This is a genomic window from Shewanella sp. ECSMB14101 (genome assembly GCF_000773485.1).
GTDB lineage: Bacteria > Pseudomonadota > Gammaproteobacteria > Enterobacterales > Shewanellaceae > Shewanella > Shewanella marisflavi.
Genome location: NZ_JSFF01000006.1, coordinates 119,525 through 146,029 on the forward strand (window position 1 = coordinate 119,525; position 26,505 = coordinate 146,029).

General features: G+C 48.9%; 22 protein-coding genes and 5 tRNA genes. 8 read left to right on the top strand and 19 right to left on the bottom strand.

The window, feature by feature from the left end:
• Positions 1-49: 49 nt before the first annotated feature.
• From NY07_RS07605 to orn, 12 genes are all read right to left on the bottom strand, one after another.
• Complete coding sequence (locus NY07_RS07605; RefSeq protein ID WP_033538747.1) at positions 50-805, bottom strand: enoyl-CoA hydratase/isomerase family protein; 756 nt, start codon at positions 803-805, stop codon at positions 50-52.
• 30 nt (positions 806-835) lie between these two features.
• Positions 836-1,612, bottom strand: coding sequence for an enoyl-CoA hydratase-related protein (locus tag NY07_RS07610; RefSeq protein WP_033538748.1), 777 nt, complete (start codon positions 1,610-1,612; stop codon positions 836-838).
• Positions 1,613-1,685: 73 nt separating this feature from the next.
• Positions 1,686-3,275 (bottom strand): AMP-binding protein, encoded by a 1,590-nt coding sequence (locus NY07_RS07615; protein ID WP_052125545.1) that lies wholly within the window; start codon positions 3,273-3,275, stop codon positions 1,686-1,688.
• Positions 3,276-3,322: 47 nt separating this feature from the next.
• Positions 3,323-3,796: a MaoC family dehydratase gene (locus NY07_RS07620; protein ID WP_033538749.1), complete on the bottom strand. Its 474-nt coding sequence runs from the start codon at positions 3,794-3,796 to the stop codon at positions 3,323-3,325.
• Between the two features lie 138 nt (positions 3,797-3,934).
• Entirely contained in the window at positions 3,935-4,393 is a 459-nt protein-coding gene (locus tag NY07_RS07625; protein WP_033538750.1) for a MaoC/PaaZ C-terminal domain-containing protein, read from the bottom strand.
• Positions 4,394-4,486: 93 nt separating this feature from the next.
• Positions 4,487-5,701 carry a CaiB/BaiF CoA transferase family protein gene (locus NY07_RS07630; protein WP_033538751.1) on the bottom strand — a complete coding sequence of 405 codons (1,215 nt, stop codon included), beginning with the start codon at positions 5,699-5,701 and terminating at the stop codon, positions 4,487-4,489.
• Between the two features lie 1,236 nt (positions 5,702-6,937).
• A tRNA-Gly gene (locus NY07_RS07635) sits at positions 6,938-7,013 on the bottom strand.
• A gap of 15 nt (positions 7,014-7,028) precedes the next feature.
• Positions 7,029-7,129, bottom strand: a tRNA-Gly gene (locus NY07_RS19415).
• Between the two features lie 9 nt (positions 7,130-7,138).
• Positions 7,139-7,214, bottom strand: a tRNA-Gly gene (locus NY07_RS07640).
• Positions 7,215-7,222: 8 nt separating this feature from the next.
• Positions 7,223-7,298, bottom strand: a tRNA-Gly gene (locus NY07_RS07645).
• A gap of 47 nt (positions 7,299-7,345) precedes the next feature.
• Positions 7,346-7,421: transfer RNA gene (locus NY07_RS07650), tRNA-Gly, on the bottom strand.
• A 186-nt stretch (positions 7,422-7,607) separates the two neighbouring features.
• Positions 7,608-8,153: an oligoribonuclease gene (gene orn / locus NY07_RS07655; RefSeq protein WP_033538752.1), complete on the bottom strand. Its 546-nt coding sequence runs from the start codon at positions 8,151-8,153 to the stop codon at positions 7,608-7,610.
• Between the two features lie 115 nt (positions 8,154-8,268).
• Between orn and rsgA the strand changes: the two genes are divergently transcribed.
• The 7 genes from rsgA (at position 8,269) to NY07_RS07690 (ending at position 16,695) form a co-directional block, all read left to right on the top strand.
• Positions 8,269-9,324: a small ribosomal subunit biogenesis GTPase RsgA gene (gene rsgA / locus NY07_RS07660; protein ID WP_033538753.1), complete on the top strand. Its 1,056-nt coding sequence runs from the start codon at positions 8,269-8,271 to the stop codon at positions 9,322-9,324.
• Positions 9,325-9,412: 88 nt separating this feature from the next.
• The gene (asd, locus tag NY07_RS07665) at positions 9,413-10,273 is read left to right on the top strand and encodes an archaetidylserine decarboxylase (protein ID WP_033538754.1); all 861 of its coding nucleotides are present in this window, start codon (positions 9,413-9,415) and stop codon (positions 10,271-10,273) included.
• Between the two features lie 8 nt (positions 10,274-10,281).
• The gene (locus tag NY07_RS07670; RefSeq protein WP_033538755.1) at positions 10,282-11,172 is read left to right on the top strand and encodes a DMT family transporter; all 891 of its coding nucleotides are present in this window, start codon (positions 10,282-10,284) and stop codon (positions 11,170-11,172) included.
• 124 nt (positions 11,173-11,296) lie between these two features.
• Positions 11,297-14,485 carry a mechanosensitive ion channel domain-containing protein gene (locus NY07_RS07675; protein ID WP_033538756.1) on the top strand — a complete coding sequence of 1,063 codons (3,189 nt, stop codon included), beginning with the start codon at positions 11,297-11,299 and terminating at the stop codon, positions 14,483-14,485.
• On the top strand, positions 14,485-15,216 hold the full coding sequence (locus tag NY07_RS07680) for a glycerophosphodiester phosphodiesterase (RefSeq protein WP_033538757.1): 732 nt from the start codon (positions 14,485-14,487) through the stop codon (positions 15,214-15,216). Before NY07_RS07675 ends, NY07_RS07680 begins: the two co-directional genes overlap by 1 nt.
• A 200-nt stretch (positions 15,217-15,416) precedes the next feature.
• Positions 15,417-16,343 (top strand): D-2-hydroxyacid dehydrogenase, encoded by a 927-nt coding sequence (locus tag NY07_RS07685; protein WP_033538758.1) that lies wholly within the window; start codon positions 15,417-15,419, stop codon positions 16,341-16,343.
• Between the two features lie 160 nt (positions 16,344-16,503).
• Complete coding sequence (locus tag NY07_RS07690) at positions 16,504-16,695, top strand: bacterioferritin-associated ferredoxin (RefSeq protein ID WP_033538759.1); 192 nt, start codon at positions 16,504-16,506, stop codon at positions 16,693-16,695.
• Between the two features lie 66 nt (positions 16,696-16,761).
• Here the strand turns inward: NY07_RS07690 and parC are convergent, their stop codons facing one another.
• The 7 genes from parC to nudF all read right to left on the bottom strand — a co-directional run bounded on the left by parC (position 16,762) and on the right by nudF (position 24,820).
• Entirely contained in the window at positions 16,762-19,029 is a 2,268-nt protein-coding gene (gene parC / locus NY07_RS07695) for a DNA topoisomerase IV subunit A (RefSeq protein WP_033538760.1), read from the bottom strand.
• The gene (locus NY07_RS07700) at positions 19,026-20,135 is read right to left on the bottom strand and encodes a PQQ-dependent sugar dehydrogenase (RefSeq protein ID WP_052125552.1); all 1,110 of its coding nucleotides are present in this window, start codon (positions 20,133-20,135) and stop codon (positions 19,026-19,028) included. Before NY07_RS07700 ends, parC begins: the two co-directional genes overlap by 4 nt.
• A gap of 95 nt (positions 20,136-20,230) precedes the next feature.
• Positions 20,231-22,117 carry a DNA topoisomerase IV subunit B gene (gene parE, locus NY07_RS07705; RefSeq protein WP_033538762.1) on the bottom strand — a complete coding sequence of 629 codons (1,887 nt, stop codon included), beginning with the start codon at positions 22,115-22,117 and terminating at the stop codon, positions 20,231-20,233.
• A 48-nt stretch (positions 22,118-22,165) separates the two neighbouring features.
• A complete protein-coding gene (locus tag NY07_RS07710) occupies positions 22,166-22,744 on the bottom strand; it encodes a YqiA/YcfP family alpha/beta fold hydrolase (protein WP_033538763.1) in 579 nt (192 codons plus the stop codon).
• A 175-nt stretch (positions 22,745-22,919) separates the two neighbouring features.
• Positions 22,920-23,759 carry a 3',5'-cyclic-AMP phosphodiesterase gene (gene cpdA, locus NY07_RS07715; protein ID WP_033538764.1) on the bottom strand — a complete coding sequence of 280 codons (840 nt, stop codon included), beginning with the start codon at positions 23,757-23,759 and terminating at the stop codon, positions 22,920-22,922.
• A 9-nt stretch (positions 23,760-23,768) separates the two neighbouring features.
• A complete protein-coding gene (locus NY07_RS07720) occupies positions 23,769-24,215 on the bottom strand; it encodes a DUF1249 domain-containing protein (RefSeq protein WP_033538765.1) in 447 nt (148 codons plus the stop codon).
• The gene (gene nudF / locus NY07_RS07725; protein ID WP_033538766.1) at positions 24,212-24,820 is read right to left on the bottom strand and encodes an ADP-ribose diphosphatase; all 609 of its coding nucleotides are present in this window, start codon (positions 24,818-24,820) and stop codon (positions 24,212-24,214) included. The genes NY07_RS07720 and nudF overlap by 4 nt, the downstream gene beginning before the upstream one ends.
• A 284-nt stretch (positions 24,821-25,104) precedes the next feature.
• Between nudF and tolC the strand changes: the two genes are divergently transcribed.
• Entirely contained in the window at positions 25,105-26,430 is a 1,326-nt protein-coding gene (gene tolC, locus NY07_RS07730; protein WP_033538779.1) for an outer membrane channel protein TolC, read from the top strand.
• The last annotated feature ends 75 nt before the right edge of the window (positions 26,431-26,505 follow it).

Genomic DNA, 26,505 nt, shown 5'->3' on the forward strand with positions numbered 1-26,505 from the left:
AGCCATGGCGGCCTTATAAGCTTAAAGCTAAATACCTAGCCACCAGCCGTTATTTGGCTTGCCAGTTAGGTGCACGTTTTTCAGCAAAGGCGGTAGCACCCTCATTGGCATCTTCAGTAGCCATTAGCCATTCAAACGCTGCTTTCTCAAGTTTCACCGCTTCAGGCAGTGGTAGATCTAAGCCGTTCATCACGGTAGATTTCATTTTCTGTACGGCAAGTGGTGCCGAACTGACGATATCTTTGGCGATCTGCTCACATTTCGCCATTAACTCTTCAGCGGGAACCATGTGATTCACTAAGCCAAGACGTAGCGCTTCTGGGGCATCGATGCGGTTACCTGTGTAAAGCAATTCCAGCGCGTTGCCCAGAGGGATCACGCGTGGTAAACGTTGGGTACCGTGACCACCAGGGATCCAGCCAAGACGAATCTCACCAAAACCAAAGTGTGCGTTATCGGCACATACGCGGATATCCGCTCCTAAAGCTTGCTCCAAACCACCACCGTTACAGTGACCGTGAATAGCCGCAATCACAGGTTTTGTCATGGTCATAAGACGTGGGTATAGGCGGTCAACAAAACCATCGGCCGCAGGAGAGTTCACCCATTTGATGTCAGTGCCCACACAGAATGCGCGACCTTCACCGCTGATGATACCAACACGCAGCGTTGGGTCGTTTTCCAGCTCATCCCAGGCATCGGCGATCGCATTATAGGTTTCACCATCACAGGCATTCATCACCTCAGGACGGTTGATTTTTACATGCACAATACCCTTGTTCTTTTCGACGATTACTTTACTCATAATATTTTCCTCAATACTTATCTGTGAAAATTAATATTTTTTGTAATTAGGTTTACGTTTTTCGGCAAATGCAGTCATGCCTTCGCGCTGATCTTCCGTACCAAACAGGCCATGGAATAAGCGACGCTCAAGGTTAAGCCCAGGTGCCAGTGGCACTTCGGCTTGTTGGTTAACGGCTTCTTTACCCGCTAACACGGCTAAACGGGGGTTGCTGGCAATGGCACTTGCTACTGCCAAGGCTTCGTCGAGTAATTGACCGTCTTCAACGACTTTAGTGATCAAGCCGATGCGCTCAGCTTCTTCGGCGCTGAAAGGTTTGCCAGTCAGGATGTAATACATGGCTTTGGCTTTGCCTACCGCACGCGTTAATCGAGCCGGGCCACCGCCGCCAGGAATCACACCTAGCGTCACTTCAGGTAAGGCAAATTTAGCGGTGCTATCGGCAATGATGATGTCGCACATCAAAGCGATTTCGGTGCCGCCACCAAAGGCAAAACCACGCACAGCTGCCACTACTGGTTTACGCAGCTTAGCCACTTGGTCCATATAGGCCGCAAGGTTGCCACGATAAGCCGAATCAAAGTCTTGTGAGGCAATCCACTTTAGGTCTGCGCCAGCACAAAAGGCTTTGTCGCCACCCGCCAGTACCATGCAGCCTATAGCGTCATCTGCATCGAAGGCTTTCAGTGCATCGGTCACATCCATTTCTACTTGTTCGTTCAAGGCGTTTAATGCTTCAGGGCGATTAAAAGTCACCACTCCCACATTGCCAATCTGTTCTGTAGTTACATATTTGTAGGTCGCCATCTTTAGCTCCTGATTAATTACTAATTCTTTACAAGTTTCTGATATTGAATTGAAAATCGCGTCAACAATGAGCTTATGACTCGATTGGAGGCAGTCGTTCTCTCAATACTTTTTTCGAAATTCTGTCTAGGGTTGACCGTGGAAAGCTCGCCACAATCATCACGTTTCTGGGGACTTTGAAATCCGCCAGTTTTTCACGACAGTGGGCTATCACTCTCTCACTCACTTGCTCATGTTTGAGTTTTTTGCCTTCATCACTCAATGAAACAAATGCAACTGGGACTTCACCTAACATGTAGTGCTGCTGGCCAACCACGGCACACTCCATCACTAAACCGGTTTCATCTATGGCAGTTTCGATCTCTAGTGCAGCAACGTTTTCACCGCCAACTCGCAACATATCTTTGTAACGCGCGACATAATGCAGCCAGCCTTGCTCATCGATGCGGATGATGTCGCCGGTATCGAGTGCGCCACTCTTATCGAACGCTTCCGCGGTATGGTCTGCTTGTTGATAATATTCTTTAAACAGCGTCACGCCGCGCTCGCCACGCACGAACAAGAGACCTTGCTCGCCTGGCCCGGCTAAACGCCCATCTTCTTCCTTACGAATTTCGATATCGTAGAAGGGTGAAGGACGGCCAATGCTCCCCGCAGGACCTGGGTGAAACGGGTCGGTCACTATGCAAGCAGAGAGGGTTTCCGTCATGCCCCACATCGCCATAATTTGTACACCAAACTCTTTTTCAAGCTCGGGCATCAGCTCAAGCCCCATCATCACTCGGACTTTATGGTCTGAAGGCACTGGCTTACCTTTAAGCGCTTTAAAAGCGAAAGGAATCATAGATATCCAAGTGATATCATGAGCAACACAAGCATCCCAAAAACGCGATACTGAGAATTTAGGCTGCACAACGACAGTACCGCCTACCCACAAGGTGCTTAATAAACTGATCTGCGCGTTGGCATGAAACAGGGGTAGAAAGAGTAAAGTTCTGTCGTCGTTATTTAAACGCAGGTTGGTTGACATCGACTTACCCGCCCACAATGCATTGGCATTGCTCCACATGGTGGGTTTAGGGCGTGAGGTGGTGCCTGATGTAAACTGAACCGCAAAATTACGTTCAGGGTCGCGCGTTAGCTCAGGAATGGGCTCATTGCACGCGAGATCGGCAAAAGATTCTGTATGTAAAGTGGCAACAGCTTCTGGTGCCATCTCCCCAGAGACAATCACGGGCGTTAAGTCGCCGCATGCTTCACGCACCACATTTGCATAGTCTGCTGACGTGATCGCACACACAGGGTTCATGACCTGCGCGAAATAGTGAACATTTTCCGCCACTGAGCGCGTATTGGTCGTCACCGGCACAGCGCCAAGATAGGCACAGGCAAACCAAGCGATAAGAAAATCAGGAGAATTGTCAAAATGCATTAAGACAAATTTTCCTTCACTTACCCCGCGCTTTTTCAGTCCGGCTGCAACCTGCTTGGCTGCAAGTGATAACTCCGCATAAGTCCAAGATTGACTTGGGCTGTCATCGAAAGGAGACCAAACAACAAACGGCTTGTCTGGTTGGCGCTCAACCCATTGGTTAAGCAGCCAAGCAACGTCCATACAACGAAACTGTTCCAATTTAGAGGCTTTATGTTCGTTTACTTTCATCGACTTATTCTCCTTTCAACGATAATTGGCGAGATGAACCTTAAAGACTAAGGATTACGTTTCTCTACATAGATAACGTGGTGAGCGACGCATACAACTTGACCATGTTGGTTAGTGGTCACTTTCTCTTCAGTGATCAAACCGTGAGTCGGGCGTTTAGGATGATCTTTTTTCTCAATCACAGTCATGGTGACTTGAATGGTGTCACCTTCAAATACAGGGTTTGGGTAACGGATTTTGTCGTAGCCGTAAGACATGCCATGTGGATTTAATGGCTCACCTTGAATGCATAAACCCGTGCTGATACTAAATGTCGCGTTGCCATGGATAATCGGCTTTTTAAACGGTTGTGTCTTACACCACTCAGCATCTGTGTGGTGTGGCATCCAGTCACCCGAATGCATTGCGTGCATAACAAAATCAGTTTCTGTAATGGTTCTGCCTGCAGTCGTACGTGTTTCGCCGATTTCAAAATCTTCAAAGAATTTGGCTACTTCTTTATACTTCGCTACTTCACTCATATCTGTTCTCTCTTTTTGAATTCTGCATGTCGCAGAATTTAAGGAAATTTAGCTTGGCATCGAACATCTGCACCATGCCATCTGGCTGAGCCTATCCTCGCTGAATATCAATAGCGGGGTAGGCTCAATCACTTGGGGTTATGCCGTAGGAGTTCGCTTGGTCACAAACAACTCATGCTCAACATAAGCCACGGTTTCGCCGCGTTGGTTAGTGGTCACTTCGGTCTGTGTTATCAGGCCGTGTGTTTTCTGCTTAGGATGGTCTTTCTTCTCAATGATGGTGACTTCTACCTTGATAGTGTCCCCAGGAAAGACAGGCGCTGGATAACGCACTTTGTTGAAGCCATAAGCCATGATATTTGGATTTTCTGAAGAAGACTGGAAAATCAAACCAGTACTGACACAGAAAGTCAGATTGCCGTGGGCAATACGCGTTCTAAATGGTTGCTCTTTAGCAAATTCTTCGTTGGTGTGATGCGGTTGCCAGTCACCACTGTGCATGGCATGCATGACAATGTCGGTTTCCGTAATGGTGCGTGCGTTAGTGACAAAGCTTTCGCCAATTTCGAAATCTTCAAAAAACTTATGATCTGACATGATATTTACCTTCTATTTGAATTTGAAAATCCAACCTGGCCATAGCCTTATAGATACACCCAGGTTGGTATTACATCTTTTCGCTTGGTGTGATTAACGTGGAAGTCCAACGGCTTTCGCTGCAACCAGTGCTTGCACTTCTTCTTCGCTATAGCCAAGGCCAGTTAGCGCAGACATAGTGTGCTCGCCAACTTTAGGTGGGTTTTGCGGCTTAACCTTGTTAATGCCGTTACCTTCAACCTGGATTGGGCTATCAATGGTGCGGATACCGTCAGTACCCTCTACTTCAGGGAAGCAGCCATTGGCGATCATGTGCTCGTCACGAGTACACTCTTCAGTGGTTTGCACCACGCTGAAGTTGACTCCGAACTCTTTTAGGCGTGCTTTAACCTTAGCGAGATCATGCTGGCCAACAATCGCTTGCATCTCATCAAACAGCGCTTGATGGTTTACCGCACGCTGCTCAGGCGTTGCGAAGCGCTCATCACCTTTTAAGTGATCCGCGCCGAAGGCATCGCGCAAGTTATCAACGTTGTTTGGGTTCAGCTCAACGATAATGACATAACGGTTATCTTGGGTTTTGAACACACCACCAGTGACTGGGTTTGGCCACTCTTCACGGTGATACTTCTTCATCGCTGGTGCGCCAACCAATGCGGCCTGCATCATGCTTGAGTTAGCCCACAAACCGTTATTCATCAGAGAGGTAGAGACTTTAGAGCCTTTACCTGTACGCTCTTTATGGAAAAGGCCTGTCATTACTGCACTGAATAGCGCCGTGGCGGTATTCAAGTCGCCGGTGCCAACTGGGAGCGGAACTGGGCCAGCTTCTTTCGGACGCAGCTCTTCCATAATGCCTGTACGTGCATACCAAGCTGTCATATCAAAGCCTGGGGCATCTTTGTCTGGACCTTCCAAACCGAAACCGTTAATCCAGGCGTATACGATTTCTGGATTGACCGCTTTGATATCTTCGTAGGTGTGCTTAAGGTGTTTTTGCACATTACGTGGAGAGTTAGTTAAGAACACATCAGCCGTCGCGACTAACTTAAGTAACGCCGCCTGTGCTTCTGGCTTTTTCAAATCCAGAGCCACTGACTTCTTAGTGCGGTTCTGTGTATAGGTGGTGTAGGCTATTTTGCTTTTTGGCATGCCAGCAACCATGTGACCATAGCGCCATGGGTCGCCTGCTAGCGGTTCAATCTTAATCACTTCAGCACCGTGGTCGGCAAGCATTACGGTTGCAGATGGTGCAGCTGCCATTGATGCAACTTCAATTACTCGGATACCTTCTAGAATTCCAGCCATTGTGGAGTCTCCTAATTTGAACTAAATCTACAAAACCTACGCATTAATAAATCAATTGATTGCAATGTGTTGGCTTAACTAAAAATCCAGTACAACTTGATTGTTCAATGCACCTTGGTTGCAAAATGAACTCAAGTGACTGATTACGTGAACCGGCCAAAACAGCAGGGGCCATAGTTGGGGTGATAAAATCGCAATGTTAATTTGCATTGTGATTCTGCCTCCCCTTCTCGATTCACCAGAAAGTAGTCAATGTATGATTAGGTCCTCCTCAAGCTAGCGGGGGGAACTCATCTTTGTTGCCATCTCTCCGTCTTGTGATTAATTTATGCCAGTTTTTAATATACGAACAATACAATTTGAAGGACTCAACCCTTCAAACAACTTTTGATAACTGAGCATGCTTTAGCCGATAAGACAGGATTCAAAGGAGCTAGATTCAATCGAGCGAGTGCCGCTGACGGCAAACCCAGAGGTAAATCGAAGTAGGATGTTTTGCTGTAAAAAAGCGTGTGAGAAAAAACTTGCTGGGGCATATTGGCTGGCCCCATACCTCTGCAAGGTACCGCCCAGCGCAGCATACAGAGAGTCAACTGAGCTAATGTTGCCGATAGTGGCAACAACACATAAGTGAAATAAAGTGCTTCTATGGGATTAAAAACTTTAGATGGGAAATTTGCAGCAACATATAGAGTTAGACGCATAAGCCCTACAAACTGGACCTAAGCCTTGGCAAGGTATCGCCCTTACTCTGCACAAAGCAGCAACTGAGCTAATGTCGTGATTAATTTTAAAGGGGAAGTTAAAACCGAAAAGAAGATTGGAGCGACATATCGCCTTAGCAACAAACAACCGATGATCGATACCTTGGCAAGGTATCGCTATTACTCTGCACAAAGCAGCAACTGAGCTAATGTCGTAATTAATTTTAAAGGGGGAGTTAAAACCGAAAAGAAGATTGGAGCGACATATCGGCTTAGAAACAAACAACCGATGACCTATACCTTGGCAAGGTATCGCTATTACTCTGCGCAAAGCAGCAACTGAGCTAATGTCGTGATTAATTTTAAAGGGGGAAGTTAAAACTGAAAAGAAGATTGGAGCGACATATCGGCTTAGAAACAAACAACCGATGACATACATCTTAGCAAGGTATCGCACTTACTCTGCACAAAGCAGCAGCTGAGCTAATGTCGTGATTAATTTTAAAGGGGAAGTTAAAACTGAAAAGAAGATTGGAGCGACATATCGGGTTCGAACCGATGACCTATACCTTGGCAAGGTATCGCTCTACCAACTGAGCTAATGTCGCATAAATCTTTAAACTTGGAGCGACATATCGGCTTCGAAACAAACAACCGATAACCTATACCTTGGCAAGGTATCGCCCTTTTGCTCTATACAAAGAGTCAACTGAGCTGATGTCGCATAAAATTTTGGAGCGACATATCGGGTTCGAACCGATGACCTATACCTTGGCAAGGTACCGCTCTACCAACTGAGCTAATGTCGCATAAAATTTGGAGCGACATATCGGGTTCGAACCGATGACCTATACCTTGGCAAGGTATCGCTCTACCAACTGAGCTAATGTCGCTTAAAATCTGTGAGTCTGGATATTGGTGTAACCAAACTTTTGTAATTTGGAGCGACATATCGGGTTCGAACCGATGACCTATACCTTGGCAAGGTATCGCTCTACCAACTGAGCTAATGTCGCATAAATTTTTTCGAGCTAAATTAACTGTCATCATCAACAAAAGGTATCGTCTTTCACCTTTTATCAACTGAGCTAATGTCGCATTTCAATCTCTACCAACGAACACGCTAGTAAAAAGTTGAGGCCGCATTATAGGAGAATTTCGCCCCTCTGCAACCCCCTAATTTAAAATTTTCTATCGTTTGGTCAAATTTTAAATACTTTCTCGCGATAATATTGCAGTTCGGCAATCGACTCTTGAATATCAACCAAGGCTTGGTGAGTCCCCTGCTTCTTGAAACCGTTCATCACCTCTGGCTTCCAGCGACGCACTAACTCTTTGACTGAACTCACATCAATATTGCGGTAATGGAAATAATCTTCCAAGGCTGGCATGTAACGATTCATAAAGCGTCTGTCCTGACCAATGCTGTTACCACACATGGGTGAAACACCTGCCGGGACATGTTGTGAAAGAAAGGCTATCGTCTGCTCTATGGCATCTTGCTCACTAAAGTCACTCGCTTTGACTCTTTCGATCAAGCCTGACTCGCCATGGTGCTTCTGATTCCAATCATCCATGGCGGCTAATACATCTTCACTCTGATGAATTGCAATCACGGGCCCTTCGGCCAATATGTTTAACTCTTTATCTGTCACGATTGTCGCAATTTCAATAATTCTATCGACCTCAGGCTCTAACCCCGTCATCTCAAGATCTACCCAAATCAGATTCGTTTCATCTGCAGCCATATATCTGCCTTATCAATGCGTGTTTGCCTAAATTCAGGCTTTTTTATTTAAGACCGTGTATCATACTGCTTTTTTAGATGACACAAAATAACCTTATTTTGACGATGACGATATTGTGAGTAAGAAGAAACCCCTAAGCCAAGGTCAACGCCGTCGCATGCGTGCCAATCAAGAGAAGCGTTTACAGCGAAAAGACACCGAAAACGCCACCGTTGAGTTACAGGATAGCTCACTGGGACCAGAGCAGCTCGGCACCGTCATTTCTCGTTTCGGTCAACATGCTGATGTTGAAACAGAAAGCGGCGAACTGGTTCGCTGTAATATTCGCCGAAACATTCAAAGCTTGGTCACTGGCGATAAAGTCATTGTTCGTCAGGCCACCGAAACCAGCGCCACCATAGCCGGCGTCGTCGAAGCCGTTCATCCTAGGCACTCGTCACTCTCACGCCCGGATCTGTATGATGGCATCAAGATTATCGCCGCTAATATCGACCAGATCCTTATTGTGTCGTCAGTGGTCCCTAGTTTTACGACCCAAATTATCGACCGCTATCTCGTTGCTGCCGAAGACACAGGCATAGCCCCTGTCATCATACTCAATAAGATCGATCTGCTTAGCGACGAAGAGGCTCCTCAGGTCGAAGCGGCGCTAAAGCGGTATCAGGCGATTGGCTACTCCGTCTATCAAGTCAGCAGCAAGTCAGGCGAAGGGGTTGAAGCCATTAAAGCCCTGTTAAAAGATAAGGTCAGCGTATTTGTTGGTCAATCGGGTGTGGGTAAATCTTCGCTTATTAATGCTCTGTTACCAGAAGCTGAATTGATCACAGGTGATGTATCTGAAACATCAGGCTTGGGTCAACACACCACTACCACGGCCAAACTGCTGCATTTCCCCAGCGGCGGCGATCTGGTGGACTCTCCGGGTGTACGAGAATTTGCCCTATGGCACTTGCCTGCCGAGCGCGTAGGCTGGTGCTTTATTGAATTTAGAGATTACCTCGGCACCTGTAAGTTCAGAGACTGTAAACATAAAAATGACCCGGGCTGCGCCATCACCCAGGCTTTCGAGGAGGGTAAAATCTCCCAAGACAGATACAACAACTATCATCGTATAATCGATAGCCTAGATGAGCAGCGCCATGCCCGTCATTTCAGAAACGACACCGATTAACTAGGGCCTGTTGTTCTTTGCTTAAACTTGAGAGATCAACAGACCCTAAAGTAAGAACAGCCAGATTGGATTTGAAGGAAAACATACTGTGGACAAATTGAAGATTGCCTTGCAATACATAATGCCAAAGCACCTGCTATCACGACTCGTGGGTAAACTGGCAGCCGCCGAACTCGGCGCAGTGACCACAAGTGTAATTAAATGGTTTATCAAGCAATATAAAATAGACATGAGTGAAGCCGCCGCAAGTGAGCCTGAAGCCTATGCCAGCTTCAACGCCTTCTTCACTCGCGCTTTAAAGCCCGGCATCCGTCCTCTGTGTGATGATGACGACTATATCGTCCATCCGGTAGATGGTGCGGTAAGCCAGTGCGGTCCCATCAAAGAGGGTCGCATCTTTCAGGCAAAAGGACATGAATATTCATCACTTGCCCTTTTAGGCGATCAAAGTGATGATGCAAAACGCTTCGAAGGCGGTGACTTTGCCACTATCTATCTGGCACCTAAGGACTACCACAGAATTCACATGCCCATCAAAGGCACTTTGTCTAAGATGACCTATGTACCGGGCGAGTTGTTTTCGGTTAACCCTCTGACGGCGGAAAATGTTCCGGGTCTATTTGCCCGCAACGAGCGTGTGGTTGCCATCTTCGAAACCGAAATTGGTCCTATGGCCATGGTATTAGTAGGTGCGACGATCGTCGCCAGCATAGAAACCGTCTGGGCAGGCACAGTCACGCCACCGACAGGCAAGAAGGTGTTTACCTGGGACTATCCGACCGAGGGCCCAGAGGCAATTACCTTAGACAAAGGCGACGAGATGGGGCGCTTCAAGCTGGGTAGCACTGTCGTGATGCTGTTTGCCAAAGACGCGATAGAACACTTTGTCGATGGCGTAGAGCCTAAGGCCGTCACCCGCATGGGACAAGCCTTCGCCAAAATCGATTAGAGGAAATATTGAATACGCACAGCAGCGAACGCTCGGGATTAATTGAACTGCATCTGGCCGTCCTCCTGTTTGGGGGAACGGCACTCTTTTCCAAACTGATCCCACTCAGCGCCCTGGATATCACGGCGCTACGCTGCTGCATCGCCGCACTTGCTCTCGGCCTATTGGTTAAACTGAGTGGTTATCACCTCGAGCTTAATCAAGTTAAAGACTACTATATTGCCATTGGGCTAGGCATCATCGTCAGCCTCCACTGGGTCACCTACTTTGCCGCCATGCAGCTCTCGTCTGTGGCCATCGGCATGATAGCCTTCTTTACCTACCCTGTGATGACCGTTCTGGTCGAGCCATTTTTTACCGGCAAGCGACTGGAGCTGGCCGATATTATCAGCGGTATCTGCGTACTCCTTGGCGTAAGCTTGCTGATCCCCGAAGCCAACCTAGGGAATGATGTCACCCTAGGGATCATCATAGGAGTACTCTCTGCGGCTTTGTTTACCGCGAGAAACCTACTGCATAAGCGCTACTTTGCCAGCTACACGGGCGCCCAAGCCATGTACTACCAAACCGGCGTCAGCGCACTATTTCTGCTACCCTGGCTCGAGGTCGAGCCCAGCAGCATCCAAGCCAACGTCTGGTGGCTAGTTATCTTATTAGGTATCGTCTTTACCGCCGCGCCCCACGCCCTATTTACCTCGGCGCTGCGCCAGCTCAGTGCCAAGACGGTCAGTCTGGTCTCCTGCCTGCAACCCCTATACGGTGCCCTACTGGCCCTATTAATCTTGGGCGAAGGACTGGCGCTAAAAACCTTAATCGGTGGCGCCCTGGTGGTGTTTACGGCTGTATATGAAACCCAAAAGAGCCACAAAGCCAATCGCGCTCAGAAGGCCAGCCGTTAACCCTCTAGCATCTGCGGCAAACTTATCTCCACTCGGGTCAAATTAAACGATTCATAGATATCATTTTTAAACTAACTTGGTAATATATATTCGTCCATTCATGCTGGTGTGAACAAAGCGGCTTATGTCTCGTATTTTACTGATTATTCTCTGTCTAATCTCTTTCTCGGGCGCTGCAAATTCGCCCTTGAACCTCAATAAGCGTCTTGGCATAGGACAGGATTCCCAGGTCAGTAATAAAAGTACCGCTGAGCAGCTAGCGATCCTTGAGCAGCAGCTTACCGAGCAAAAAGCCCTGCAATCCAATTTTGATGCCATCATTCATAGCTATGAGAGTCAGAAGCAGGCGCTAAACCAGCAACAAAAAGACTCCACCTCCCCCCTTGAGTACAACCCCAATCAAGATTTGAGTCAGCAGGCGTCACTCTCTTACCTCAGACTGTCAGAACTCAAGGACACAGAGGCCAATCTCGCCAATCAGGTCAATGAGCTCATTAAGCGGCAGCGTCAGCTTCCTAGCCTGATCAGCCAGGCCAACCTCACCTTGTCTAAACATAAACAGGCCACTGAAAACGACAACCAGCCTCTGAGTGAGATGCAGCGCCGAGTCTATATACAGACGCTGTCGACACTCGAGTCGGAACTGGCAAGCAGCCAGAAGCAGATCGCTCTGACCCAAAAGCAACTCGCCTTAGTGCGCAGCCAGCTGGTGCAGCAAGAAGCCTTAATTGAAAAACTCAACAGCGCCATTGCCGAACAACGCCATAAGGCAACCGCTGCGACCATTGCCGCCAGCCAGATAGAAACCAGCATCACAGACGATGCCATCGCTCTCAAGCTTAACGCGCAGAATCAGGCCTATGGCGAGCAGCTTAAAGAGCTGACTCACGCCATGACAGCTGCAGTCAATAAACAGGAGCAGGCGGAGACCCAGTATCAATTACAGGCTAAGCAGCTCACTAATATTCAACAGCAGATAGGCTTAGTTAAACTTAATTCGGCCTTTGGCGAGCGCTTCTTACGCATCCTTTACTCCCTGCCTAAGCCGCCGAGCCAAGATAAGATCAGCAATGAGATCGCCAGTGCACGTCTGGCACGCTACGAGATAGAACAAGAGCAAGCACTGCATCCTCTGCTCAGCAATAGCGAACAAGCACTGACGCCACTGCAGGAAAAACTCCTGAGCGCTCAGCAAACACTGCAACGTCAATTACTGGAAAATTATGATCTCTACCTGGGCGAACTGGCAGAGCTCAGAGTGCAATATGAACAGCTCAGCCAGCAGTATCAAACGCTCAAAACTACACTTAACGAACACCTATTTTGGGTGGCAAATGCCAATAGCATAGATGGCCACTGGGTAAGTGATCTACTCCAAAGCACCCAGTGGCTACTCACCCAGGCCCCTTGGCATCAGGTAAAAGACTCCCTGAGCGAACAAAGCACTCTCTGGTCATGGTGGGTGATCTTAATGGTACTTTGCTTGGTGATGCAGGATCTGATCACGCCCAAATTTACCCAATTGATGGCGAAAAACGTCACCTATGTGGGCAATGTTACCCAAGATAAGTTTATCTATACCTTCTACACTCTGGTGGCCTCCTTACTCTACAGCACCATCAAGCCACTTCCGCTGATAGTCGGTGGCCTTATCTTCCACCTAAGCGACCATAACTTGGTCTCCTCTCTTGGGATGGGAGTTTTGGCCATAGGCATGCTGTATCTGCTATACCGTTTCACCTATCTATTGGCATTAGACAATGGTTTGCTAATCGGCCACTTTAAAGGAAATAAGCTTATCATTCGCGCCGGCCAGCAACGTCTGCGCGCCCTGACAGTACTGGCCATGCCCATCGTGGGCGTCGTCGGGTTTACCGAGACCTTAGAAGCCTCTATGGTACGTAACAGCTTGGGGCGCGGGGCCTTTATTCTGCTGGCGGTCATGCTGTTTTGGTTCTACCGGGATCTTTTGAGCCTATCGAAGCTAGAACATCACTATCACCAGAATGATAAGAACAAACGACTACTACAAAAGCTGCTCTGGTCGATACTCATCTTATTGCCACCCATCTGCGCAGTACTGGCCTTTAGAGGTTACTATTTCACTGCCTACCAGATGCTACTACAGCTTCAGCTTTCATTGATCTTGTCTTTAAGCTTTATCCTGCTGTATCTACTGATAAAGCGCTGGATGTTAATCGAGCGAAGACGCATAGCCTTCAACCGTGCCAAGGCTAAGCGCGCCGAGATCTTGGCTCAGCGTGAAAAAGAGGACGATCCCAACAGCAATGAGCCTCCCGATACCTATGAAGAGCCGGTGGTAGATTTAGAAACCATCTCCAGCCAATCTCTCGGACTGGTGCGCTCACTACTCACCCTGGCATTTTTAATCAGTCTGATAGGGCTCTGGACACAAACCCATAGCGCCATCTTCTCCTTCTTGGACGGCATCACCCTATGGACCAGCTCGAGTACAGTCGATGGTATCGCTCAGCAGCTTCCCATCACCCTAAAGTCCCTGCTGCTCGGGCTGATCATCGTCGGCTTCTCGCTGATGATTGCCACCAATTTACCAGGTCTGTTAGAACTGATGATCCTACAGCGACTGGATCTCTCTCAGGGCACCGGCTTTGCTGTCACCACAGTAAGCCGCTATTTAGTTGTCTTCTTCGGTATGCTCAGCGGTTTTTCCACCCTGGGGATGGAGTGGTCTAAGCTACAGTGGCTGGTCGCCGCCCTCTCTGTAGGTCTGGGTTTCGGTCTGCAGGAGATCTTCGCTAACTTCATCTCGGGTCTGATCATACTCTTTGAGAAACCAGTACGAATCGGCGATACCGTAACCATTCGTGAGCTCACTGGCACCGTCAGTAAGATCCAGATCCGCGCAACCACCATTGTCGACTGGGATAGAAAGGAGATCATTGTTCCCAATAAGGCCTTTATTACCGAGCAGTTGATTAACTGGTCTCTGTCAGATCCTATTACCAGGGTGATCGTCTATGTCTCTGTTGCCAGAGATTCAGATCCGGCGAGGGTAGAAGCCGCCCTGTACCAGGCGGTTGAAGAGTGTGATGACGCTTTGACGACACCTGAACCCGAAGTCTGGTTTGCAGGTTTTGGTAAGCATACCCAAGATTATGAAATTCGCGCCTATGCCAAGGATATGAACACACGTTGGCCACTCAGACACAAACTGCATAAGCAGGTGAGTAAAACACTCAGAGAGAACAACTTAGAGCTCGCCTATCCACAACTTGAGGTGCATATTAAAGGTGGTCAGAACAAAGAGACTCAGGGGTTAATTAGAAGCTAATGCGTATCTATGCTCATCGTGGGGCCAGTGGCTACGTTGCCGAAAATACCCTGGCTGCCATCAAAAAATCGGTCGAACTTGGCTGCAACGCGGTCGAGATAGATGTCCACAGTGTCGAGGGAGAACTCTACGTATTCCATGACCGTAGACTCGATGGTAAAAGCTCTGGAGCTGGGCTGATTGAAGAGGTCACCCAAGAGTATCTGGCAAGTGTCACCGTAGATGGCGAGCCCATCCCAAAACTTTGGGATCTGCTGGTCTATCTGCAATCTTTTAACGCCCTGATCAACATAGAACTCAAGGGATTAAACTCTATTGAGCCCTTTATGGCACTCTATCCTCAGATACTAAACAAGCTTAGTTATCGCGCCGATCAGCTACTTATCTCCTCTTTTCATCACGGCTTCCTGTTTAAGCTACGACAAGCCTACCCAGAAGCCGTGCTGGCACCGCTTATCGAAGGCATACCAGAAGACTTAGCCGCCATCGTTACTCGCCTCAATGCCTTCTCTTTGCACCTGAGCATCAACTTCGTCAACCGAGAGTTAGTACAAGACGCCCATGCCCGCGGTGCTATGGTATTTGTCTATACCGTCGATAATCGAGACGATATCCATTATCTCGCGCAGATGGGCGTCGATGGCATTTTCAGTAATTTTCCTGATGTCAGCGCAGACTGTGTTCATCAGTTATTGCTCACGCGTGAGGCCGCAAGTACCTACTCTCCTTAACATGCCCAACAAATAAGCAAATCTCATAAGCGGTATAGACACCTTTGGCTTTTTTTGTAACTGTAAGCTTAACGCTTATCCAAACAAGAGAAGCCTCTCAACGAGATCATCACACAGGGCTTAGCAGCCAAAAGACAATAGCAACTGATGCAAATCAGGGTCTAACAACACAAAAATAAAAACAGCAACAAGGACTCGCTATGGAACACAAGCTACTGCTACTCACCAGCGACAACGACAAATACCGCACTTTACTCGGCTCTTGTCACCTTCCTCATCTAACACTGCTTGGCGACGATCCGCAAAGCATACTCGATGCCGATATCTGGCTGGCCGAACCACCACTGGCGGCACCATTAGTCGGCCACGCCAAACAGATAAAGTGGATGCAATCCACCTATGCTGGCGTCGATCTTCTGGTGAAACCCAGGCTACGCCGAGACTATATGCTCACCAATGTGCGGGGCATTTTCGGCCCCTTAATGAGCGAATACCTGTTTGGCTATCTGCTGGCCCACCAGCGTCAGCACAAGCAATATCAGTCGCAGCAAGCTGAAAAAATATGGCGTCCCGGTAATTTTCGCACTCTGCAGGGACAACACCTTCTACTGCTCGGCACTGGTAATATCGCCAAGCACCTCGCCCAGACTGCAAAACATTTTGGTATGCGGGTCACTGGGATAAATCGCGGCGCTAAGCCAACCATAGGCTTCGATAATGTCGATACTCTGTCAAACCTATGTCACCACATAGGCCAAGCCGATGCCATCGCCGCTATCTTACCCAGCACGCCGCAGACGCAAGGCGCACTTAATAAACAGTTGCTGGAGCTAATGAAACCCGAAGCCATCCTCTTCAACTTGGGACGGGGTGATGTACTGGACCTTGACGCCCTCTTCGCACAATTACAGCAGCATCCACAACAACAGGCTATTTTAGATGTGTTCAATCAGGAGCCGCTGCCGGCAGAACACCCCATCTGGTCACTGGAGAATGTCATCATCACCCCTCACATCGCCGCCCCTAGTTTCCCTGAACAGGTGGTAGAGATCTTTGCCAACAACTACCACAAATTCATCAAGGACGAGCCCCTAAGCCATAGGGTCAACTTCGAGCGCGGCTATTAAGCCGGCGTATCAGACAGATCCCCCATAACCTGGGGGATGGATCACATTTTTTAATTACGCAGATTATTGCCCTTCGCTACTGTCTATAACTAGTCGTTATTAGCATTGAGAATCGTTTTCATTTATACTTGCATGCATCTGAAGTAGAGGGGTTAAATCAATGTACGTTTGCTTATGCCATGCTATTACCGACAAGCAAATTAAAGAAGCCGTAGATCAAGGTGATATGTCGCTAGCCGATGTAAAGCGCCGTCTAGGTGTTGGTAATCAATGTGGTAAATGCAGCCGAATGGCAACTGACATCATTCAGGCAAGACTGGATGTCACCCCCAATTTCTACGAAGTGGCTTAACGTCTACTTCTACCCTTATTCCATAAAAAAAGCTGCTTAATTGCAGCTTTTTTTATGGTCAATTCACTAGAGCGTCGGTTCATCCTCGCCCAACTCTACCTTGTCCACGCGCTGTAACCCTCTAGGCAACTTGGCGCCCCGACGGCCACGCTCGCCGCGGTAATGCTCAAGATCGCTCGGCTTAAGAGTCAGCTTACGCTTACCCGCCCACAGCGTCACTGCGGTATCTTGCGGCACAACATGTAGGTGCACCAGCAACTCTTCACGGCTCTTGGCCCTGTCACTCGGGATACCTATGATCTTATTGCCCTTACCCTTAGCCAGTTGCGGTAAGGCATCGACAGAGAAGAGCAACATACGCCCTTCGTTGGTGATCGCCAAAATCGACTCACTACGGCCCTTATCTACCCGTTTCGGTGGCAGCACCTGGGCATTGGCCGGCAGACTCAGTAACGCCTTACCAGCCTTGTTACGAGACACCATATCCTTATAGTCGCCGATAAAGCCGTAGCCTGCATCAGAGGCCAGCAGGAAGCATTGGCCATCTTCACCCAGCAAGGCATGAACCATAGACTCCCCAGGAGACAACTGGAAGCGAGTCGTTACTGGTTCCCCCTGGCTTCTGGCCGATGGCAGGGTGTGGGTCTCGGTGGCAAAGGCGCGGCCTGTGGAACCGATAAACACAGTAGCATGATTGCTCCGCCCCGAGGCGGCGCAGAGGAAGCCATCACCCGACTTGTAAGAGAGTGCCGTTGGGTCGATATCATGCCCCTTGGCACAACGCACCCAGCCTTTCTCAGACAATACAACAGTTACCGACTCGGCCGGTACCAGCTCCTGCTCTGACAGGGCACGAGATTCGCTGCGCTCAATCAAAGGTGAGCGGCGCTCGTCGCCATAGGTTTCGCTGTCTTGCTTTAACTCTTTCTTGATCAGGGTCTTCATGCGGCGATCTGAACTCAGCAACTGCTCAAGTTTCTCGCGCTCAGCTTCCAACTCGCTCTGCTCAGTCTTGATCTTAAACTCTTCCAGCTTCGCCAGGTGGCGCAGTTTAAGGTCTAAGATGGCATTGGCCTGTTCTTCCGTCAGCTTGAAACGGGCCATCAGCTCGGCTTTCGGATCATCGTGATAACGAATGATCTCGATCACCTCATCAATATTGAGGAAGGCGATCATCAAGGCTTCTAAAATATGTAGCCTTGCCAATACCTTATCTAATCTATGTTCCAGACGACGTCTGACCGTGGTCAATCTGAACTCCAACCACTCGGTCAATAGCTGTTTCAGCCCCTTGACCTGGGGTCGCCCGTTAAGCCCCAATACATTGAGATTAACGCGGAAGTTCTTCTCAAGATCTGTGGTGGCAAACAGATGAGCCATCAGTTGATCGCAATCGACACGATTGGAGCGTGGTACAACCACGATACGCACAGGGCTCTCGTGGTCCGACTCATCACGCAGATCCGCCACCATAGGCAATTTCTTCGCCTGCATCTGAGCGGCGATCTGCTCCAGGATCTTACCGCCGCTAGCCTGATGGGGCAGCGCGGTGATCACTATCTCACCCGACTCTATGGTGTAAACGGCGCGGGTCTTGATTGAACCGCGACCCGTGTCATAAATCTTGGCGATATCGGCCTTAGAGGTGATGATCTCCGCCTCGGTCGGATAATCCGGGCCGGGCACAAACTCCATCAAACGCTCGAGATCGGCTTTAGGGTTATCGATCAACTCTACGCAGGCATTGACCAACTCACGGGCATTATGGGGCGGCACATCGGTCGCCATGCCCACAGCAATCCCCGTGATGCCGTTTAGCAAAATATGTGGCAAGCGCGCAGGCAATACCAGCGGCTCTTTCATAGTACCGTCGAAGTTAACTCCCCAATCGACAGTGCCTTGGCCCAGCTCACTCAGCAATACCTCAGAAAACTTTGAAAGACGCGCCTCGGTGTAACGCATTGCCGCGAATGACTTAGGATCGTCCGGTGCACCCCAGTTTCCTTGACCATCCACCAGCGGATAGCGATAGGTAAAAGGCTGCGCCATCAAGACCATGGCTTCGTAACAAGCGCTGTCACCATGGGGATGGTACTTACCCAAGACATCACCCACAGTTCTTGCCGACTTTTTGTGCTTCGACTGAGCTGTCAGGCCCAGTTCGCTCATGGCATAGATAATACGGCGCTGAACTGGTTTCAAACCGTCACCTATGTGCGGCAAGGCGCGATCCATGATGACGTACATTGAATAGTTCAGATACGCTTCTTCGGTGAAACGTCTCAACGGCATCTGTTCGACGCCATCGAGGCTTAAATCTATCGCATCACTCATTGGTTAGGATCCTGTTGTTCACTCGCTTCACTTTCTTCGCTCGCGTTTTCTTTATAAAACAGGCGATACACATTGCCTTTCAAATCGTCTGAAATGTACATGGCACCATCTGGCGCCATAATTAAGTCATAGGGCCTGGCGACAGGAAACTCACCATCAAGAAAGCTCACTACCGTCTGGCGCTTGCTGATCTGTTGACCTTCCAGGGTCAACATGGTGACCTGATAACCTATCTTACTAGAACGATTCCAAGAGCCATTTTCTGCCACAAAAAGCTGTTCTCTATACTTCTCTGGAAAGCTATTGCCACGATAAAACTCAAGCCCCATGGGTGCCACGTGAGCCGGTAGCTCAAAGACGGGCCGGGTGACTTTAAGCCCTTTGGGCTTCTCGTAGGCGGGTTCTAGTACGCTACTGGCATGGATATAGGGAAAGCCATAGTGAGCACCTATGGTATCGACACGGTTAATTTCATCTGGTGGCAGTCGGTCTCCCATCCAGTCGCGGCCCAAATCGGCAAACCACAGCTTGTTATCGCCAGGGGCCCAGTCAAAACCTGTGACATTGCGGATCCCTGTTGCTATCTGCTCGCTGCTGCCAGTTTCTAGATCGATGGCAATGATACTACCAAAGGGCGCATGGGCCTCGCAGACATTACAAGGGGCACCTATGGCGACATAGAGACGGCCATCGGGTCCAAAACGCATTGCCCGGCGGCTCTTATTGGTCTTACCCGGTAGGCGATCATAAATCTCTTTACCACGGCCTGGGCGTCGCAGGCGGTTCTCTATATCGACATAGCGTAGAATGCGCTCCTCTTCGGCGACGTACAGATCACCGTTATGAAAGGCTATCGCCTCTGGGTATTCCAACCCTTTGGCAACCACATAGCGCTTATCGACTCGGCCATCGGCATTGCTATCGACCAAGGCCTGAATGGTACCCGCCTTATAGGAACCGACAAACAGAGTACCCTCATCACCCAACGCCATCTGCTTGGCGTCACCAAGGTCAGAGGCATACAGGGATAATCCAAACCCTTTGGTGACAGTGATCATGATAGGTTGTTCGGCTCTCACGCCGAGCGTCACCCCTGTCGCCATCATGGCAAAAAAAGTACTCAGAAAATAAAAACTAACTCTTTTTTTATGCATTATATTAAGCTTGTCTAACAAATTATCTTTTTATTTTAATGACATAGCTATAGCTGGGCTAAGTCGCCTTTGGTTTCTAACCAGGTCTTGCGATCACCTGAACGCTTCTTCGCCAGCAACATGTCCATGATAGCCATAGTGTCATCGGCGTCGTCTATGGTTAACTGTACCAGCCTTCTCGTGTTGGGATCCATGGTGGTTTCCCTCAGCTGTAAGGGATTCATCTCACCCAAACCTTTGAATCGGGTCACTTGTACCTTACCCTTTTTCTTCTCGGCGGCGATGCGATCTAAAATGCCCTGCTTCTCGGCCTCATCCAGGGCGTAATACACCTCTTTACCCACATCGACCCTAAACAGTGGTGGCATAGCGACATAGATATGTCCCTTCTCTACCAACACCTTGTAATGCTTCATAAACAGGGCGCACAGCAAGGTTGCAATATGCAGTCCATCGGAATCGGCATCGGCAAGAATACAGATCTTACCGTATCTCAGTTCAGAAATATCTTCGCTGTCAGGATCGCAACCGATCGCCACCGAGATGTCATGCACCTCTTGCGAAGCCAACACCTGCGACGCATCCACCTCCCAGGTATTAAGGATCTTACCGCGCAGCGGCATGATCGCCTGAAATTCACGATCTCTCGCCTGCTTGGCGCTGCCGCCCGCCGAGTCACCCTCCACCAGGAAGAGTTCGCCTCGCATAGGATCTTGGCCACTACAGTCGGTCAACTTGCCCGGTAGCGCAGGGCCAGAAGTGACCTTCTTACGCGCCACCTTCTTGGCTGCTTTCAGGCGCTTCTGGGCATTGCTGATGCACATCTCGGCCAAGGCTTCGGCCTGATCTGTATGGGTGTTGAGCCAGAGGCTAAAGGCATCACGCACAATCCCCGAGACAAAGGCCGCGCTTTGACGGCTAGAAAGCTTTTCTTTGGTCTGCCCGGCAAACTGAGGATCTTGCATCTTTATCGATAAGATGAAACTGCTGCGATCCCAGATATCTTCCGGTGACAGTTTGATCCCCCGAGGGATCAGATTGCGAAACTCACAAAATTCACGCATCGACTCAAGCAGGCCCTGACGGAAGCCATTCACATGAGTGCCCCCCAGCGGGGTCGGGATCAGATTCACATAACTCTCGTTGAGTGAATCCCCCCCTTCGGGCAGCCAGGTAATGGCCCAATCAACCGCTTCGGTATTACCCGTCATGCTGCCGATAAATGGCTCTTCGGGTAGGGTCACAGCGCCCTGCGTTGATGACTTAAGGTAGTCGGTGAGGCCACTCTCGTAGCACCACTCCTCAACATCACCCGTCTGCTTATTAGTAAACTTAATTCGTAACCCAGGGCAAAGCACCGCCTTGGCCCTAAGCAGATAGATAAGCTTAGGGATAGAGAAATTGGCTGAATCGAAATAGCTGGCGGTTGGCCAGAAATGCACCCGCGTACCGGTATTGCGGCGACCGCAAGTACCTGTCACGGTGAGATCTTCCACCTTATCGCCATGCTCGAAAGCCATATCATAGATCTGGCCGCCACGACGCACAGTGATCTCGACACGATTAGACAGGGCGTTCACAACCGAGATACCGACCCCATGAAGGCCGCCAGAGAATTGATAGTTATTGTTGGAAAACTTACCGCCGGCGTGAAGCTTAGTCAGGATGAGTTCGACCCCGGGAATGCCCTCTTCCGGGTGGATGTCGACAGGCATACCTCGACCATCGTCGATCACCTCTAACGAGTTATCTTTATGCAGCACTACATCAATCTTGGTCGCGTGTCCCGCGAGGGCTTCGTCGACACTGTTATCGATAACCTCTTGCCCCAAATGATTTGGACGCGTGGTATCGGTATACATACCGGGTCGACGTTTTACCGGATCGAGTCCATTGAGGACTTCAATTGCATCTGAAGTGTATTGGTTAGTCATAGCGCACACAGTATATTGTTATTCAGGCCATGTTGCGGCCCTACATGTCTATTTGTCAAGAAACAGGAATCGACAGATCCCCTCCATCTGCTGTTGATATCCGACAAAGCTGTGATCACCACCTGCTTCAATCAGCATCTGACAACATTGGTATTTATTCACTGCTTGCCGATAATCGAGCACTTCATCCCCTGACTGCAGTAACACAAGAAAACGGTCTGGATGCTGAATCGCGGGTGTATCATACTTGGCGACCTCCAACTTGTGCTCGGGTAAAATTTGATAAGCTTGATCTGTGTAGGGATTGTACTGGGGACCGAGAAACTCATCAAACAGCTCAAAAGGCTTCACGGCAGGGTTAACTAATACGGCTCGGCCGCCATAGCGTTCGACCAGATAACTGGCAAAGTAGCCCCCAAGGGATGAACCAATAAAACGCAGTGACTCACCCTGAGCCAAGGCCTGCTCAACCAGATCGATTAACATCTCCATCGCCGCTTCAGGCGTCGCTGGCAATTGTGGTTGAATGATTTTGAGTTGTGGAAAGTGCTTGGCTATATATTGGGCCGTTACCACGCCTTTATCTGACTGTGGTGAACTATTGAATCCATGAATATAGAGCAGCATATTTCCTCGACAGCGATTGATAAAACGGCAAATCAGGCCCGCCGATATGAAGCACCATAGGATAAGTGGCTCCATACGGCACCGGCATCAAGATGCTAACATCGGCGACGCAATTAACCAAATATTAACGCTCAATAATAGACAAGGCCCGCATTGTCTAGCGGGCCTTACAAGCCTAGTAACCGCTCGATTCGTGATCTGGTGAAAACTTATTTCCAGGCACCCGATAGACATTGGTCAAAATAGAGCCGTCGGGCCTGAGCTCGAGCAGGCGATAACCCGGCTGCTGAGCATCGAGGGCAAAATAGGGAGACTTAGGCTTAAACTGAATACAGGTCGACGGGGTCGCCATCAATCGCAGCGGCCCGCTATTTCCAGCATAGACCTGATCTAACCCCTGATGCACATGGCCCCACAACAAGCCCTTAACCTGAGGCAGTGACGATACCCGGTCGAGAAACTCCTCGCCATTGTCCATACAATGTTGATCCAACCACTTGCAATCCACCAGGATAGGATTGTGATGCATAGCTAAGAGCGTATGTTTATCGGGATGGGCAGCCACAGCCTCTTCGATAAATGCCATCTCACTGTCGGCCATATGCCCACCAGGTTTACCCCTAACGGTGGAGTCCAACATGATAATTTGCCACTTTCCCAACAGGATCCGCCTATCACCATAGACCCTAGGGCCCTGCATATGCAGATTCATGATACGCGGGTCGTCATGATTGCCAGGCAAATAATGACAAGGAAGATTGAGTTTTTCGATGGCTGCCACAAAGTTGTGGTAAGACTGGTTTGAATAATCTTGGCTAATATCACCAGTTGCCAACAGGAGGTGTGCCGGGTACTCAACCGCTTTTATTGTGTTTAACACAGCATCCAAGCTATGTGCGGTGTTGACACCCAACAACTGCGCTTCGGGATCAGCAAAAAGATGAGGGTCCGTCACCTGAACCAGCTTAACGCTCTCATCGTGATCAATAGAATAAGAGATAGCCTCTTTTAGCACATTAAAACCCTAAGATTCGGACTGACAAATAACTCGGGCATGGTTGTCAATCATGAGTAGCTCTTCAAGAAAAGCATTTACCTGATACTTTTCGTCTCTATGGTACATACGTATATTCGGGTAATCATATACTGGTCTTAATCGATAAATCTGTCGACTAGTTAACACTTCTGCTAATTTAGCGTCATGGTAAACACGTACTACAACTTTAGGAGTATCAACATATTGCACCATATCCAGCGTTCGGGATATCTCGACTAATTGAGTGTATTGAGTGTTTTCCAGCAGCCGCACCTCTAGGCAACCGAAATCGCCTTCGACCTGCCAGCACTCTCCCTGCTCACAATTGGCTGGCAGCCAGCGTAAGATATTAAAGTAGTTGCGACTACACAGGGCAAGAAATCGACTCACATTGACCTGATAGTCCTGCTTGCGCTTATTTAACGACACACTCACTTGGTTGACCTTAAGTTTTGATAATGTAACTGCAGCCACTGCAAGCCAATAACAGTCGAGGCATTGTTGATGATGCCGTCACACAAGAGTTGATAAGCAGCCTCTCGCGGCATCACATGCACCTTAATATCCTCATGCTCCTCATCCAGCCCGTGCAGGCCATCAGCCTGACAAGCATCGACCTTGGCCCAGTAGAAGTCAAACCTTTCACTGGTACCACCAGGGCTTGAAAAATACTGACTGACATAGTGCATCTCACTGGCCACCAATCCTGATTCTTCTTGCAGCTCACGATGGGCGACCTGCTCTGCCGACTCGCCCGTCTCAATCATGCCGGCAACTAATTCTAGCAGCCAAGGCGTCGGTGCGGCCTCCAGGACAGGAATACGGATCTGTTCAATCAGCACTACCTTGTCGGTCACGGGATCGTAGGGTAAGACTACCACAGCATGGCCACGCTCGAACACTTCACGCACCACCTCCTGACTCCAGCCTCCGGCAAACAACCTATGCTTGAATCTGTACTCTTCCATGCGAAAAAAGCCCTGGTAAAGGGTTCTTTTGCCCAACATTTGTACATCATCACCGGTGAATTTCTGGCTCATATCACATCCCACGATTTTGTTAGTGATTGCTTATCCCAAAGGGCTCACAATATAGCATGTTGATCGCTAAAATTTGCAGACTTACAGTTAAAAACTGTTACACTTCCTAGTTGACTTAAAAATGGTTAATTTCTTAATATCTTAACCTTAATAAGTTTAGATCTATGGGAAGCGTCGGGAAGCGCAAACCGCTTTTGAGCAAATGAATTGCCAGAAGCATCACTTAACTTTATTAAGTAAATGGCTCCCATCTAGGAGTATTTATGTCTAAAAAAGGACAGCTAATGAAATTTAAGATCCGCACCTTATGTGCAGCGTTGACGCTTGCAGCAACGACTACTGCCGTGCAGGCCGACGATCTCCTGCAGATATACCAGCAGGCCCTAACCAATGATCCTGTTGCGCTGCAGGCACAAGCACAGCGTGACCGTCTTTACGAGCAGATCGAAGAAAACCGTGCTCCACTACTACCAACTATCAGTGCCAACATTGGCTATGGAAAAAGTTGGAGCAACGTTGATGATGACATGTACAACAGCGGCCTAGATGCAGGTGTCTCGCTGAGACAGGTCATCTATGATCATAGCGCCTGGGTCGGACTCGATCTTGCGGAGCTTGCCGCCTCTCAAGCAGACGCGGCCTATGCCTCGACACTTCAGTCCCTGATCATTCGTGTCACCAGTGCTTATTTCGATGTCTTAGCCGCGAAAGACAACTATGAATTTAAAGGCGCAGAAAAACGTGCTATCGAGCGTCAGCTTGAACAAACTAAACAACGTTTTGCTGTGGGCCTTACCGCCATTACAGACGTACATGAAGCCCAAGCCCAATATGACTTGGCTCGTGCATCTGAAATTCTGGCAGAAAACCAGCTGATCAACAGCTACGAAGCCCTGCGAGAAATCACCGGCATAGACCATAAGTCTATCGATATCTTAGATACCACACGCTTTACCGCGGTACCACCAACCCCAGGTAACCCAAGCGAGTGGCTAAAGATGGCCGAAACCAATAGTGTAGATCTGTTAACGACACGTATCGGTAAAGATATCGCTCAGCAAACCATTTCGCTTTTTAAGGCCGGTCATATGCCGTCATTAAGCCTTAATGCGGGTTACACCACCAATCTGGATCAGCAGAATCAGACGGGTAACTTGAACGATTATGACAATGCCAATGTAGGCTTGACCCTTAGCGTGCCTATCTTTGAAGGCTTTAAAGTCAGTTCCAAAGTCAATCAGGCTCAATACCAATACGTAGAAGCCAGTGAAAAAATGGAGCAGACTTTCCGCAAGGTAGTCAAAGATGTGCGTAACAACTTCAATAACGTTGGCGCTTCTATCAGCTCTATCCGCGCCTATGAGCAATCTGTGGTCTCTTCAGAAAGTGCGCTGAAAGCTACTCAAGCCGGTTTTGAAGTCGGTACTCGTACCATTGTTGACGTGCTCAACCGTACGCGTGACCTGTACGACTCTAAGCGTCAGCTCTCTAATGCCCGTTACGGTTACATCAACTCTATCCTAGCGTTGAAACAGGCCACAGGCACATTGAGCGAAGACGATGTCATCGCCATCAATAACGGCCTAAAGGCACCAGAAGTCAGTCAGTAAGACCTCTGAAAGCAAGCCTTTAGACATAAAAAAACCGCCATAATGGCGGTTTTTTTTTTTTTTTAAACAAAAAGT